The 14,107-nt window shown below is 66.9% G+C and carries 14 protein-coding genes and 1 pseudogene; 11 read left to right on the forward strand and 4 right to left on the reverse strand.

Annotated features, from left to right (window positions below):
- Positions 1-105: 105 nt before the first annotated feature.
- Both chsH3 and kstD read right to left on the reverse strand, forming a co-directional pair.
- Complete coding sequence (gene chsH3, locus RJ03_RS02325; protein WP_036497575.1) at positions 106-969, reverse strand: enoyl-CoA hydratase ChsH3; 864 nt, start codon at positions 967-969, stop codon at positions 106-108.
- 185 nt (positions 970-1,154) lie between these two features.
- Positions 1,155-2,867, reverse strand: coding sequence for a 3-oxosteroid 1-dehydrogenase (kstD, locus tag RJ03_RS02330; RefSeq protein ID WP_051024162.1), 1,713 nt, complete (start codon positions 2,865-2,867; stop codon positions 1,155-1,157).
- Between the two features lie 143 nt (positions 2,868-3,010).
- Here kstD and RJ03_RS02335 point away from each other — a divergent pair, with 143 nt between their 5' ends.
- The 6 genes from RJ03_RS02335 (at position 3,011) to RJ03_RS02360 (ending at position 8,192) form a co-directional block, all read left to right on the forward strand.
- Positions 3,011-3,796, forward strand: a complete 786-nt coding sequence (locus tag RJ03_RS02335) for a 2-keto-4-pentenoate hydratase (RefSeq protein WP_030517292.1) — start codon at positions 3,011-3,013, stop codon at positions 3,794-3,796.
- 10 nt (positions 3,797-3,806) lie between these two features.
- Complete coding sequence (locus RJ03_RS02340) at positions 3,807-4,718, forward strand: acetaldehyde dehydrogenase (acetylating) (RefSeq protein ID WP_036497544.1); 912 nt, start codon at positions 3,807-3,809, stop codon at positions 4,716-4,718.
- A gap of 13 nt (positions 4,719-4,731) precedes the next feature.
- Positions 4,732-5,784, forward strand: a complete 1,053-nt coding sequence (gene dmpG, locus RJ03_RS02345; RefSeq protein ID WP_036497546.1) for a 4-hydroxy-2-oxovalerate aldolase — start codon at positions 4,732-4,734, stop codon at positions 5,782-5,784.
- A gap of 247 nt (positions 5,785-6,031) precedes the next feature.
- Entirely contained in the window at positions 6,032-6,517 is a 486-nt protein-coding gene (locus tag RJ03_RS02350; RefSeq protein WP_157163320.1) for a hypothetical protein, read from the forward strand.
- 507 nt (positions 6,518-7,024) lie between these two features.
- Positions 7,025-7,627 (forward strand): TetR/AcrR family transcriptional regulator, encoded by a 603-nt coding sequence (locus RJ03_RS02355; RefSeq protein WP_036497578.1) that lies wholly within the window; start codon positions 7,025-7,027, stop codon positions 7,625-7,627.
- 157 nt (positions 7,628-7,784) lie between these two features.
- On the forward strand, positions 7,785-8,192 hold the full coding sequence (locus RJ03_RS02360; RefSeq protein ID WP_036497550.1) for a cupin domain-containing protein: 408 nt from the start codon (positions 7,785-7,787) through the stop codon (positions 8,190-8,192).
- Positions 8,193-8,332: 140 nt separating this feature from the next.
- On the opposite strand, the gene RJ03_RS02365 is transcribed toward RJ03_RS02360, so the two are convergent.
- Positions 8,333-8,650 carry a hypothetical protein gene (locus RJ03_RS02365; protein WP_036497552.1) on the reverse strand — a complete coding sequence of 106 codons (318 nt, stop codon included), beginning with the start codon at positions 8,648-8,650 and terminating at the stop codon, positions 8,333-8,335.
- Positions 8,650-9,867 (reverse strand): 3-ketosteroid-9-alpha-monooxygenase, oxygenase component, encoded by a 1,218-nt coding sequence (locus RJ03_RS02370; protein WP_036497580.1) that lies wholly within the window; start codon positions 9,865-9,867, stop codon positions 8,650-8,652. The genes RJ03_RS02365 and RJ03_RS02370 overlap by 1 nt, the downstream gene beginning before the upstream one ends.
- A 225-nt stretch (positions 9,868-10,092) precedes the next feature.
- Between RJ03_RS02370 and hsaA the strand changes: the two genes are divergently transcribed.
- From hsaA to RJ03_RS39195, 5 genes and pseudogenes are all read left to right on the forward strand, one after another.
- On the forward strand, positions 10,093-11,262 hold the full coding sequence (gene hsaA, locus RJ03_RS02375; RefSeq protein WP_030517284.1) for a 3-hydroxy-9,10-secoandrosta-1,3,5(10)-triene-9,17-dione monooxygenase oxygenase subunit: 1,170 nt from the start codon (positions 10,093-10,095) through the stop codon (positions 11,260-11,262).
- Positions 11,262-12,143, forward strand: a complete 882-nt coding sequence (gene hsaD / locus RJ03_RS02380) for a 4,5:9,10-diseco-3-hydroxy-5,9,17-trioxoandrosta-1(10),2-diene-4-oate hydrolase (protein WP_036497553.1) — start codon at positions 11,262-11,264, stop codon at positions 12,141-12,143. Before hsaA ends, hsaD begins: the two co-directional genes overlap by 1 nt.
- A gap of 67 nt (positions 12,144-12,210) precedes the next feature.
- On the forward strand, positions 12,211-13,110 hold the full coding sequence (gene hsaC / locus RJ03_RS02385; protein ID WP_036497555.1) for an iron-dependent extradiol dioxygenase HsaC: 900 nt from the start codon (positions 12,211-12,213) through the stop codon (positions 13,108-13,110).
- A 24-nt stretch (positions 13,111-13,134) separates the two neighbouring features.
- Positions 13,135-13,725, forward strand: a complete 591-nt coding sequence (gene hsaB, locus RJ03_RS02390) for a 3-hydroxy-9,10-secoandrosta-1,3,5(10)-triene-9,17-dione monooxygenase reductase subunit (protein WP_036497556.1) — start codon at positions 13,135-13,137, stop codon at positions 13,723-13,725.
- Between the two features lie 255 nt (positions 13,726-13,980).
- Positions 13,981-14,107, forward strand: a pseudogene (locus tag RJ03_RS39195) (AraC family transcriptional regulator); the annotation flags it as partial.

Below are 14,107 nucleotides of genomic sequence, written 5' to 3' on the forward strand. Positions count from 1 at the left end.
ACGCCGACAGGCCCCGCCCGGAACATCAGCGAACCGGGATAGAAGAAACCGCCCTACCGGCACTGCCGGTCGGGCGGTTCTTCGTTCGGTGGCGAGTCGCGCCGATCAGGCGGTGAAGCTCAGCCGCACATCGCTCAGTACCGGGGCGTCCTCGCGTTCGACCACGGTCGCGCCGATGACGAGCTCGTCGCCCTCGCGCCAGATCCGCGACCGGATCGTCTCGCCCGGATACAGCACGCCGGCGAAGCGCGCCCGGAAGCCGGTCACCCGGCTCGCGTCCGAGTCCAGCACGGTGTCGGTCGCGGTCTTGCAGACCAGGCCGTAGGTGCACAGGCCGTGCAGGATCGGGTTGGGAAAGCCTGCGGCACGGGCGAATTCGGGGTCCGAATGCAGCGGGTTGCGGTCACCGCACATGCGGTACAGCAGTGCCTGCTGCGGCAGCGTCGGCGTGAGGACCTCGAAATCCGGGGCCCGGTCGGGGAGCACGGCCTTGCTGCTCGGGCCGCGCTCACCACCGAAACCGCCCTCACCCTTGGCGAAGATGGAGGAGCGGGCCGTCCACAGCGGCTGCCCGTCGGATCCGGTGATCACGGTCTCGTGGGCGATCACCGCGGCCGAACCCTTGTCCCACACCTCGGTGATCCGGCCGGTGCTGCTCGCCTTGCCCTCGGCCGGAATCGGCCGGTGCACAACGATTTCCTGGCTGCCGTGCACGACCTTGGCCAGGTCGATCTCCACGCCCGGATAGCTCACCTTCGGTGGTTCGGTGACCCGCATCGTCGGTGCGACGGTCGCGAAGGTCGGCAGCACCTGCGGCTCCCGATCGTCCAGGTATCGCAGTTCGCCCGGGTCGGTCCAGCGGGTACCGGCGCTCAGGCCCAGGTGGTACAGCTGCACATCCGAGGGCGTCCAGGAGAACTCCTGGCTCGGAAGTTCCGCTCCGAGAGCGGTTTTCAGGTCGATAGGCATTGTGTGTTCCTTGTTCGCCGACGTATCACGAGTTCCGATCGAGGGCGTCCGGGATCCGATCCGATCGGCCGGACCACCCTCGATCGGCAGTGGTGTCGCGGACGCCGCCGCGGGTGGCCCGACCGCTCCCATGGTGCCGGGATCGGCCCGGGCCCCCGCTGCGGGTCCCGCTCACCGGTGCCTGCCTACTTGCTCGCCGCGCCGGTGGGGGCCTTCTCCGCGCGCGCCTTCTCGACGATATCCATGACCGCCAGATAGCCGAAGGTCAGCGCGGGCCCGATGGTCGCGCCGGGGCCGGCGTAGGTATGGCCCATCACCGGGGTCGAGGAGTTGCCGGAGGCGTAGAGCCCCTCGATCACGGTGCCGTCCGCGCGCAGCACCCGCGCCGCGGTGTCGGTGACCAGACCGCCCTTGGTGCCCAGGTCGCCGGGCACGATCTTGGCGGCGTAGAACGGGCCCTGCACCAGGGCCGCCAGGCACGGGTTCGGCTTCACGGTCGGATCGCCGTAGTAGCGGTCGTAGTGACTCTTGCCGCGGCCGAAGTCCTCGTCCACGCCCTTCTCCGCGAAGGCGTTGAAACGGGCGACGGTGGCGGCGAGATTGTCCGCCGGCACGCCGAGACGCTGGGCCAGCTCCTCGAGGGTGTCGGCCTTGACGATGTTGTCGTTTTCCATCCAGCGGGACGGAAAGCGCTGGCCCGGCTGCAGCCCGGCGAAGATGTAGCGGTTGCGGTAGCGCTGGTCGAACACCAGCCAGGCGGGGATGTTCTCGCCCGGACCGTCGCCCTGACCCCATTTGCCGCCGTACATGGTGTGCACGGCCTCGACGTAAGGAGCGGACTCATTACCGAATCGCTTACCGTCGGCGTTCACCATGATCGCGCCGGGCAGATTGCGCTCGGCCAGCGCGAACCACGGCTTACCACCCTTGAAAATGGTCGGCCCCCACCAGGAGTCCTCCATGAACCCGATATCGCCGCCGACCTCCATACCGGCCCGGATGCCGTCACCGGTGTTGGCCGCCGCGCCCGTGGTCCACTCGGTGGTGATGGGCTTGCGCTGGTACTGCTCGCGCATCTCGGCGTTGTGCTCGAAACCGCCGGTGCCCAGCACCACGCCGTAGCGGGCCTTGAAGATCGTCGGCTCGCCGTCGACGGTCGCCTCCACGCCGACGACCCGGCCGTCTTCGGTGATCAGCTTGGTCAGGGGAGTGTTGAGCAGCACCGGGACATTCGCGTCCTGCAGGCCCTTGCGCATGGCCGCGATGATGGCCTGGCCCATGCCCACGATCTGCTTGCCGGTGAATTTCGCCAGGTAGGTGCGGGCGCCGACCCGCATGGCGCGCATCATGCCCTTCGGATGCCGCTTGATCAGGTTCAGGCGCACGAAGTCGGTCTGCATGACGACGACGTTGAGCGGGGCCTTGGCGTAGGGCGGTTCCAGATTCGCGGCCTCGGCGCCGAGCGTCTTCAGATTGAACGGCTTCGGCTCGCAGGAGCGGCCGGAGCCCAGGCCGCCGGGGGCCTCGGGGTGGTAGTCGGAGTAGCCCGGCACCCAGGTCATCTTCAGCGGAGAGTGATCGAGGACGAAGTCGAATGCCTCGGCACCGCGGTCGATGTAGGTGTCGATCTTCTCCTTCGGCACCACGTCACCGATGATGCTGTGCAGGTAGCGGCGGGCTTCCTCCCGGTCGTCGGGCCGGCCGGACGCCTTGAGCGCCTTGTTGCCCGGGATCCACACACCGCCACCACTACGTGCGGTCGAACCGCCGTAGTGCGCGGCCTTCTCGATGAGCACCGCGCGCAGTCCGTGGTGCGCGGCGGCGAGGGCGGCGGTCATTCCGGCGGCGCCGCTGCCGACCACCACCACGTCGTATTCCCGATCAGTCATGTAGAACACGTTATAGAATCGGATCAGGTTCGGTCTATATTGGTCTGGCAGATGGGACTGCTGACACGAGAAAATGCAGGAAAACTCGTTTCAGTTTGTATCCCGTTCACCGGCTGGTCCCCAGACCGAGCGCCCCAATGGAAGGAACAAGCGTGCTGTCCGACGCGGTACGGAATGAACTGGCCGCGGAGCTCGCGGTCGCCGAACGAGACCGGGTGCCGATCGATCCGCTGGTCACGCGGTATGCGGCGATCGACGTGGTCGACGCCTACGAGATCCAGCTCATCAACATCCGGCAGCGGCTGGCCGACGGCGCGAAGGTGGTCGGTCACAAGGTCGGGCTCTCCTCGAAGGCCATGCAGGAGATGATGGGCGTCGACGAACCCGACTACGGCCATCTGCTCGCCGATATGCAGGTGTTCGAGGACGTTCCGGTCGACACGTCGAAGTACCTGTTCCCGCGCGTCGAGGTCGAGGTCGGTTTCGTGCTCGGCGCGGATCTGCCGGGTGAGGAGTGCACCGAGGCCGACGTGCTGGCCGCGACGGTCGCCTATGCCCCCGCGATCGAGCTGATCGACACCCGCATCAAGAACTGGAATATCGCGTTGTGCGACACCATCGCCGACAATGCGTCTTCGGCCGGCTGGGTGCTCGGGCCGGAGCGGGTGGCGCCGGATGCGCTGGACATCAAGGCCATCGACGCGACTCTGACCCGCAACGGCGAGGTCGTCGCGCAGGGCCGCAGCGACGCGGTGCTCGATGATCCGACCATCGCGGTGGCCTGGCTGGCCCGCAAGGTCGCCTCGTTCGGGGTGCGGCTGAAGGCCGGCGACATCGTGCTGCCGGGTTCGTGCACCCGCGCCATCGACGCCCGTCCGGGTGACGACTTCCATGCCGAGTTCGCTGGACTCGGTTCCGTCCGTTTGACATTCAGCTGAGGGAGATCAAGTGCCTAGCAACGGGAAGGTTACAGCCGCGATCGTCGGCTCCGGCAATATCAGCACCGATCTGCTGTACAAGCTGCTGCGGTCGGAGCGGATCGAGCCGCGCTGGATGATCGGTATCGATCCGGACAGTGAGGGTCTGAAGCGGGCCCGCGGGCTGGGTCTGGAGACCTCGCACGAGGGCGCCGACTGGCTGCTCGCGCTGCCGGAGAAGCCCGACATGCTGTTCGAGGCCACCTCGGCCTACGTGCATCGCGAATACGCGCCGAAGTACGAGGCGGCCGGTATCCGCGCGGTGGATCTCACCCCCGCCGCGGTCGGCCCGGCGGTCGTGCCGCCGGTGAACCTCGGCGCGAATATCGACACCCCGAACGTCAACATGATCACCTGCGGTGGGCAGGCGACGATTCCGATCGTCGCGGCCGTTTCGCGCGTGGTCGAGGTGCCCTACGCCGAGATCGTCGCCTCGGTTTCCTCGGTCTCGGCCGGGCCCGGCACCCGCGCGAACATCGACGAGTTCACCAAGACCACCAGCAAGGGTGTGGAGACCATCGGTGGCGCCAAGCGCGGTAAGGCGATCATCATCCTCAACCCGGCCGAGCCGCCGATGATCATGCGCGACACCATCTTCGCCGCCATTCCCGAGGATGCGGACACCGATGCGATCAGCGAATCCATCCACCGGATGGTCGCCGACATCCAGGAGTACGTGCCCGGCTACCGGCTGCTCAACGAACCGCAGTTCGACGAGCCGAGCGTGATTTCCGGTGGGATGGCGAAGGTTTCGGTCTTCGTGGAGGTCGAGGGCGCGGGCGACTTCCTGCCGCCCTACGCCGGCAACCTCGACATCATGACCGCCGCCGCCACCCGGGTGGGCGAGGTCATGGCCGAACAGATCCTCACGGCTCGGGTCTAGGAGGGACCAGATCATGAACTACGTATTGCAGCCGTTCTCCCAGGAACTCGACGTCCGCGTCACCGACACCTCGCTGCGCGACGGTTCCCATCACAAGCGTCACCAGTTCACCGCCACCGAGGTGCGCGATATCGTCGCGGCCGTCGACGCCGCGGGTGTGCCGGTGATCGAGGTGACCCACGGTGACGGCCTCGGCGGTTCCTCGTTCAACTACGGGTTCTCCAAAACCCCTGAGCAGGAACTGATCACGATCGCGGCGCAGACCGCGAAACAGGCCAAGATCGCGGTCCTCATGCTGCCCGGCGTGGGCGTCAAGGAGGACATCAAGATCTCCCAGGACAACGGCGCGTCCATCGTCCGCATCGCCACCCACTGCACCGAGGCCGACGTCTCGATCCAGCACTTCGGCTATGCCCGCGACCTCGGCATGGAAACCGTCGGCTTCCTGATGATGTCGCATTCGCAGCCGCCGGAGGTGCTCGCCAAGCAGGCGCGCATCATGGCCGACGCCGGATGCCAGTGCGTCTACGTCGTGGACTCCGCGGGTGCGCTGGTACTGGATCAGGTGTCCGACCGCATCGCCGCGGTCGCCGCCGAACTCGGCGACGACGCCCAGGTCGGCTTCCACGGCCACGAGAATCTCGACCTCGCGGTCGCCAACTCGATCTACGCGGTGAAGGCCGGCGCCAAGCAGATCGACGGCAGCGCACGGCGTTTCGGCGCCGGTGCGGGCAACACCCCGGTCGAGGCGTTCGTCGGCGTCGCCGACAAGATCGGTATCAAGACCGGTATCGACTTCTTCGCCATCGCCGATGCCGCCGAGGACGTCGTGCGCCCGGCCATGCCGCAGGAATGCCTGCTCGACCGCCAGGCCCTGATGATGGGCTACGCGGGCGTGTACTCGAGTTTCCTCAAGCACGCCGAGCGCCAAGCCGAACGCTATGGCGTCTCGGCGGCCGAAATGCTGGTGCGCGCCGGTAAGCGCAAGCTGGTCGGCGGCCAGGAGGATCAGCTGATCGACATCGCGCTGGAACTGCAGCGGGAAAAGCAGGGCGCTTCCGCCTGACCATGTCGAAACGACGGGCCGCGAACGGTATTCGTTCGCGGCCCTTTCGCGTTCGGGCGAGCGTCCCACGGTGGTGAATTCACCGGGGGTATGCGGCCGGATGGTGAACGGCAGTTTCGAGGTGACCGTGTGTTAACGCGCGGGTTCTTCCACGCGATCCGAATACGGGTCTGGGGAGCGCTGTACTCTTGCGCGGCAAGCAATTCTGCTCTCGATCATCCGCGCGGACGAAAACATAGGAGTTGCTGTGAAAATACGAGCGTTGATCGGCGGATCTGTTGCCGCAGTGGCGATTTCGATGGCCGGTGGGGCGGTGGCGGATGCGCAACCGTTCGTCGCCGCGAACGGGCCCACGGTGCAGAACCCGGCCGATTATCTGGTGGGCGACACGGTGTATTTCAGTGCCGGGTACGCCAATTGCTCGATGCACCCCAACGGTGACGTCGGCTGTGACATCAGCCCCGGAGTCGCCACTCTGTTCGGAATTCCCATCAGCAATGTCGCCATCGACCTGCCGTTCCTCCCGGCGCATCCGACCTTCGGCCTGACCGGCCCGCTGGGTCGCGCCGGCAGCCGATCCATCGACTCGGGGCCCGCCTCCGACGGCTACGACTACGGCGGCGTCATCAATTACGGCGGCGCCACCTGCAGTGCCGGTGGTCGCGGTGCGGTGCAGTGCAGCTCGAAGGGGCACACCTTCAACTTCGGCTGGTCGGGCACCAACCTCAGCTGATACCGGCACGGATTCGGCGCAGCGGGCCGCGAAGGGGGGAGCGTGCGCGGCCCGCGGTCGGCTGCACAGCTTCCCTGAGCCTTGCCGGTGTGCGTTCCGTCGCGATGCGCGGGTCACTGTGCTCGCCGGCACGCTGCCGACCGGCGAGGGGAGGTCGCCCCGGCCACCGCGCCGGCACGGCGGTGCGCCGGCGGCTCGTGATGGTCGACGAAGCCGGGCACCGTCACGGAATCCGGCTCGAGGATCTGGTGCTCGGCGCCGCAGCCTACGCAGGCGGTCGAGAAACCCTCGCGGAACCAGCCGGTTGATACACTCGTGTATCCATATGTCCAGGGAGAGGAAGCGCTCGTGACGTCTCTCGGTGCCCGGCGTTCGTCCGAGCCCGGACACGGCCGCGCGCGGGCACGTCGCGGCGACTCGACCGCCGAATCGGTGCCGGCCGGCGGAGCTCTCCCATCCGTGGACGATGCCGCCGGGGCGAGCGGCGCGTCACGGCGCGAACCGCGAATGACCAAGCGGCGGGCCGAGACTCGGCAACGGTTGCTCGACGCCGCGTTCGACGCGTTCGCCGAAGAGGGGTTCGGTCGGTGCACGGTCGAGCAGATCTGTGAGCGCGCCGGATTCACCCGCGGGGCGTTCTACTCGAACTTCAGCTCGCTGGAGGAACTGTTCCTGGCGATGTGGGAGTTGCGGTCGGCCGAGATGCTGCGCGAACTGACGGGAGTTCTGGAGTCGGAGTCCGGCGCCGATGTCCACGATCTGCGCGCCGGTGTGGAGCGGGTGCTGCGGGCGGTTCCGCTGGACGACAAGTGGTTTCGCATCACCGCCGAATTCACCGCCCACGCCCTGCGCAACCCGTCGCTGCGGCGGGTCATGGTCGCGCGGGAGAACGCGATCGTCGCGGCCCTGCTGCCGGTCCTGGAGGCGCTGCTCAACCGCGCCGGACGCACTGTCACCGACCGCGAGGGCCTCGGCCGCGCGGTGGTCGCGGTCCACGACGGCACCTCGCAGCAGTGCCTGCTCGAACCCGGCGACGCCGCGGTCCGCGAGCAACGCACGACCCTGTTCGCCCACGTCGCGATGGCCTACAGCGCGGCCCGGGACCTGTGATGCGCCCCCATGGTCGGCGTCGACGAGAAGACGCGCGCTGGGTCGTCGGGCGGCCGGGCAGGCGGTAGCAGGGCGTGTGACCACGCCGCCGGGTTCGCGGTATCGCTCCCGACCGCGCAGAATCCGCAAGCAACCGATTACCCCGCAGGAGGCGACGATGTCCGAACGACCCGCGCTGGCCGAGGCACTGGATCTGCAACCGCATCCCGAAGGCGGCTGGTTCCGCGAAACCTACCGCAGCCCGGTCGAATTCGAGCCGGACGGCTACGACGGCCCGCGCGCATCCGCCACCGCCATCCACTTCCTGCTGCTGCCGCACGAGAAGTCCGCGCCGCATACCGTGCGCTCGGACGAGATCTGGTTGTGGCAGCGCGGTGGCCCGCTGCTGCTGAACATCGGCGGCGACGAAGTGATTCTCGGCCCGGACGTCGAACGGGGCCAACTTCTGCAGGCCGTGGTGCCCGCCGGTGTCAGCCAGGCCGCACGCCCGGCCGGTGACGACTACGTGCTGGTGAGCTGCGTGGTCGCGCCCGGATTCGATTTCGCGGACTTCCGGCTGGACTGATCGCCGGGGTGAACAAATCGTGCAAACCTCGGTGATTCGGCGCGATTTCCGCCTTTCGCGCGGAGGTTTGCACGAATAGTTCAGGCCCGCCCACCGTATCCCTGTCGAATACGGTGGGCGGGCCCGAGCAACACGCCTGCTTACTCGTCGATCGCCAGCATGCCCTCATCGATCGCATACTGGATCGACTTCTCCAGGTCCGGGCACGGATCCGGTCGCCCCGGCCCGGCCAGTTTCGCGAAGACCGGGCAGTGTTCGGCCGGGCTGACCGTCCACTGCACCGAACGCTGGTGCGAGGAGGACTTGCGGACCAGGACTTCCACTCCGCATGCCCGGCAGGCCACCGGCGTCAGGCCGTCTTCGAGATAGCGCTGCCTGTCGACGACCGTCTGGGCACGCACCTGTTCCCGGCGTTCCGGGCGGTCCGCGAAATCGGGTGCTTTGGCCCAGGAGACCATCAGGCACCCGCCTCCTGCTTGACGGCAGGGTCCTGCTGTGCCGCGTCCTCTTCCTTCTTGCGCCGCAGATTCTCGGCGACCTCGGCCTCCCAGTGCTCGTTGGCCTTGGTGGTGTCGACCTCGAATTCGAAGCGCTGCACCATCTTCGGGTCGATATCGGCGACGTCGACGTAGAACTGGTCGTACCAGCGGCGCAGCTGGTAGACCGGGCCGTCCTCCTCGCAGAGCAGCGGGTTGTCGATCTTGGACTTGTGCTTCCAGATCTCCACGTCCTGCAGGAAGCCGTCACCGAAGAAGTCGGTCATGGACTTGGCCAGCTTCTCCGCCGTCTCGTCGTCGATGCCCTTGGGCTTCTCGACCGACAGGCCGTACTGCAGCACGAACGAATCCTGCGTCACCGGGTAGTGGCAGTTGATCAGCTGGACCTTGATCTGGTAACCGCCGTAGATATTGGTCAGCGGGTTGATCATGTAGGACGGGCCGAAGTAGGACGCCTCCGACTTCAGCAGCGTCTCCCCGCCGTACTTGGCGGCCATGCCGATGTCCGGACGGCCCTTCGTCTCGAGGAACTGCGTGGCCACGTGGCCTTCGAAGACGTTCTTGAAGTACGTCGGGAAGGCGAAGTGGATGTAGAAGAAGTGGGCCATGTCCACCACGTTGTCCACGATCTCGCGGCAGTTGGCGCCCTCGATCAGCATGGTGTTCCAGGTGAACGGGGTCCAGTCGTTGTTGCGCTCTTCGACCGGGTTGCCGTCGGCGTCGGTGTAGGGCCCCTCGATATAGGGGATGGTGACGTCGTCCGGCGGCGGATTGCCCTCGTGGTCGTGCCAGACGTAGAGCTGGCCGTTGCGCTCGAGGGTGGTCCAGGCGCGGGTGCGGGCCAGCGGCGGCACGCGCCGCGCGTACGGGATCGAGGTGCAGCGGCCGTTGCCGCCCCAGCGCCAGTCGTGGAACGGGCACGCGATGGAGTCGCCCTTGATCTCGCCCATGCTGAGATCGCCGCCGAGGTGGCGGCAGTAGGCGTCGAGCACCTTCAGCTCGTCGTTGCTGTCGGCCCACACCACGAGTTTGGTGCCGAAAGCCTGCACGGCATGTGGCTTACCGTCGCGAAACGTCTCGGCCAGGCCCAGGCAATGCCAGCCCCGCGCGTACCGCGTCGGTGTCGAGCCGACGTCGATCTCGCGGACCTTCCCGCTCCGCTGTGCGGTTTCTGCCATCGTCATCCCTCCTCTGGAAGTACTAGAACACGTTACAAAATTGAGCGGCCCAGCGCCAGCTATTCCGTTGACTACCAGGCAAAGGTGTTCGTTATGGGACAATGAACACCCGTTCTCGACATAAATAAGAACGTGTTCTAGTCTCAAGACAAGTATCGGTTCCGCAGAACGGAATGCGACCGATACACCCGTTCCGATTTCGACCAGGCAGGAGCAGCCCCCGAGATGACGCAAGAAGTAACCGAGCGGGTCGAAGCACTGTTGCCGAAGCTGCGCGAACAAGCGCAGGAGGCAGAAGATCTGCGCCGCATCCCAGACGAGACCATGAAGGCGCTGCAAGAGACCGGTTTCTTCAAGCTGCTGCAGCCGCGCCAGTGGGGCGGATACGCCGCCGACCCGGTCGTGTTCTACGACACCGTGCGCAAGATCGCCAGCGCCTGCGGTTCCACCGGCTGGGTGGCCGGCATCATCGGCGTGCACAACTGGCATCTGGCGCTGTTCGACCAGCAGGCGCAGGAGGAGGTCTGGGGCGAGGACACCCAGGTCCGCATCTCCTCCTCCTACGCCCCGATGGGTGCCGGCGTGGTGACCGAGAGCGGCGACGGCTACATCGTCAACGGCTCCTGGGCCTGGTCGTCGGGTAGCGATCACGCCACCTGGACCTTCGTCGGTGGTCCGGTGATCAAGGACGGGAAGCCGGTCGACTTCGGCAGCTTCCTGGTTCCGCGCACCGACTACCGCATCGACGACGTGTGGAATGTGGTGGGCCTCAAGGGCACCGGCTCCAACACCCTGGTGCTGGAGAACGTCTTCGTGCCGCGGCACCGCTTCCTCAGCTACAAGAGCATGAACGACCTGACCGCGCCCGGTCTGCAGCAGAACACGGACCCGGTCTACAAGATGCCGTGGGGCACCATCCATCCCACCACCATCTCCACGCCGATCGTCGGCATGGCCTACGGCGCGCTGGACGCGCACGTGGAGCATCAGGGCAAGCGCCTGCGCGCGGCCTACGCCGGGGAGAAGGCCAAGGACGACCCGTTCGCCAAGGTGCGCATCGCCGAGGCCGCCAGCGATATCGACGCCGCGTGGCGGCAGCTGTCGGGCAATGTCGCCGACGAGTACAAGCTGCTGGTCGCCGGCGAGGAGATTCCGTTCGACCTGCGCGTGGCGGCCCGTCGCGATCAGGTTCGCGCCACCGGCCGGGCCATCGCCTCGATCGACAAGCTGTTCGAGAGCTCGGGTGCGACCGCGCTCGCGAACGGCACTCCGCTGCAGCGTTTCTGGCGCGACGCGCACGCCGGCCGCGTGCACGCCGCCAACGATCCCGAGCGCGCCTACATGATGTACGGCACCCACGCGTTCGGCCTGCCGGTCACCGACGGGATGGTGTGATGACCGCCGTCTCCGAGTTGACCTACGAGTCCACCTCGAAGTTCGCCCAGGTCCGCCCGGATCTGAAGCTGCACTATCACGAGGCCGGCGAGGGCAACGGTCCCACCATCGTGCTGCTGCACGGCGGTGGTCCGGGCGCTTCGTCGTGGTCGAACTTCGCGCGCAACATTCCGGTGCTGGCGCGGCACTTCCACGTGCTGGCGGTGGATCAGCCGGGCTTCGGTCAGTCGGACAAGCCGACCGACCACCCGCAGTACTTCGTGCACAGCGCCTCGGCGCTGAAGGATCTGCTCGACACCCTCGGCATCACCGAACGCGTTCACCTGCTGGGCAATTCGCTCGGCGGCGGCGCGGCGGTGCGCTTCGCGCTCGACTATCCGGACCGGGCCGGCAAGCTGGTTCTGATGGGTCCCGGCGGACTGAGCACCAACCTGTTCGCGCCGGATCCCACCGAGGGCGTCAAGGCGCTGGGCAAGTTCAACGTCGAGCCCACCCGCGACAATCTGGAGAAGTTCCTGCGGATCATGGTCTTCGACCAGTCGCTGATCACGTCGGAACTGCTCGACGAGCGCTTCGCCTCGGCCGGCACGCCCGAAGCGCTGGCCGCGACCCGCGCGATGGGTAAGTCGTTCGCCGGTGCGGATTTCGAGAAGGGCATGCTGTGGCGGGAGGCGTACAAGCTGCGCCAGCCGGTGCTGCTCATCTGGGGCCGTGAGGACCGGGTGAATCCGCTCGACGGTGCCCTGGTGGCGCTGAAGACCATCCCGCGCGCGCAACTGCACGTGTTCGGCGGGTGCGGACACTGGGCGCAGCTGGAGAAGTTCGACGAATTCAATCGGCTGGCAACCGATTTCCTCTTCGGTGTGAAGGAGGCACGATGACCTACCATTGCGCAGCCGGTCATCGGGCCGATCGGGTGCGGGTGTCCCGCAAAGCGAAGGAGGCACGATGAGTATTCGTGCGCTCGGGTACATGCGCATCGAGGCGACCGACGTGGCCGCCTGGCGCGAGTACGGGCTCAAGGTGCTCGGCATGATGGAGGCCGACGGGCCCGACCCGGATGCCCTCTATCTGCGGATGGACGATTTTCCCGCCCGCCTGGTGATCGTGCCGGGTGAGCAGGACCGCCTGCAGGTCTCGGGCTGGGAGGTCACCGATGCCCCAGGGCTGCAACGGCTTCGGGAGACGCTGACCAAGGCCGACGTCGCCTTCGACGAGGGCACCAAGGACGAGCTCGCGGAGCGGCGCGTCGAGGGCATGATCCGCTTCCAGGACCCCTCCGGCAATACGCTCGAGGCGTTCTACGGCGCCCAGTACCTGGCCCGGCGTTTCGTCAGCCCCTACGGTCACAAGTTCGTCACCGCCGAACAGGGCCTGGGACACGTCGTGCTGACCTGCTCCGACGATGCCGAAGCGCAGGCGTTCTATCAGGACGTCCTGGGGTTCCGGCTGCGCGATTCGATGCGGCTGCCACCGCAGGTCGTCGGCCGGCCCGCCGACGGCGACCCGGCGTGGCTGCGCTTCTACGGCTGCAATCCGCGCCACCACGCGCTGGCGTTCCTGCCGCTGCCGAATCCGACCGGCATCGTGCACCTCATGGTCGAGGTGGAGAATTCCGACGACGTCGGTCTCTGCCTGGATCGCGCGCTGCGCAAGAAGGTCAAGATGTCGGCCACCCTCGGCCGCCACATCAACGACAAGATGTTGTCGTTCTACATGAAGACCCCCGGCGGATTCGACATCGAATTCGGCTGTGAGGGTTTGGAAGTCGATGACCACTCCTGGATCGCGCGGGAATCCACCGCGGTGAGCCTGTGGGGTCACGACTTCACGGTGGGATTCAAGTAGCGAAGCGCGGAGAGGGCGACAACCATGACCGCCACGGGCGAATACCCGGAGATCGACGGCCGGCAGTTCCGGAATGTGCTGGGGCAGTTCTGCACCGGCATCACGGTGATCACCACCTTCACCGAGACCGAGGACGCCGAGCGGGCGCCGATCGGTTTCGCCTGTCAGTCCTTCGCCGCCCTCTCCCTCGACCCGCCGCTGGTACTGTTCTGCCCCACCAAAGGGTCGCGGTCCTGGGCCGCGATCGAGCAGTCGGGACGGTTCTGCGTGAACGTCCTGGCCGAGGAGCAGCAACAGGTGTGTGCCCGCTTCGGTTCCCGCGAACCCGACAAGTTCGCCGGAATCGGCTGGAGCACTTCGGATCTGGGACTTCCGGTCCTGGGCGACGCGCTGGCCACGATCCAGTGCACGGTGGACAGCGTCGTCGACGGCGGCGATCACTACATCGTGATCGGCCGGGTACTGGCCCTGTCGGAGTCCACGGACTCCGGCAGGCCGCTTCTCTTCTACCGCGGCCAGTACACCGCCATCGAACCCGAGAAGACCACCCCGGCCCCCTGGCGGGCCGACCTCGAGCACTTCCTCACCACGACCACCCTGGATACCTGGTTGTAGATCTCGCGAACACAGAACGAGGGCGGTCACCTTTCGCGGTGGCCGCCCTCCGCTGTTTCGCGCGGCCGAGGCCGTAGTGGGCCCGCACGTCGGCGTAGCACGGTGACAGACCGGTCATGGTGACCTCTGATGGTCGGCGCGGACGGGCTCGGATTCGTCAGGCGCTGCCGTGTCCGGTGGGTGCGTTGACCGTGACCGGATCGGTCAGCATGCTGGTGATCGTCGCGGTGTGAGTTCTGTCGATCGGGGCAGTGTGTGGATATCTTGAGTGAGACGGTGGCGGCTGTGCGAACCGGAATGCCCGCCTCGGGCCTGTTCGTGCGGCACGCGCCGTGGGGAAGGCGGTATCCGCTGGTCCCGGGCGCCGGTTTCCATATCGTGC

This window comes from Nocardia aobensis NBRC 100429, from assembly GCF_000308375.1.
GTDB lineage: Bacteria > Actinomycetota > Actinomycetes > Mycobacteriales > Mycobacteriaceae > Nocardia > Nocardia aobensis.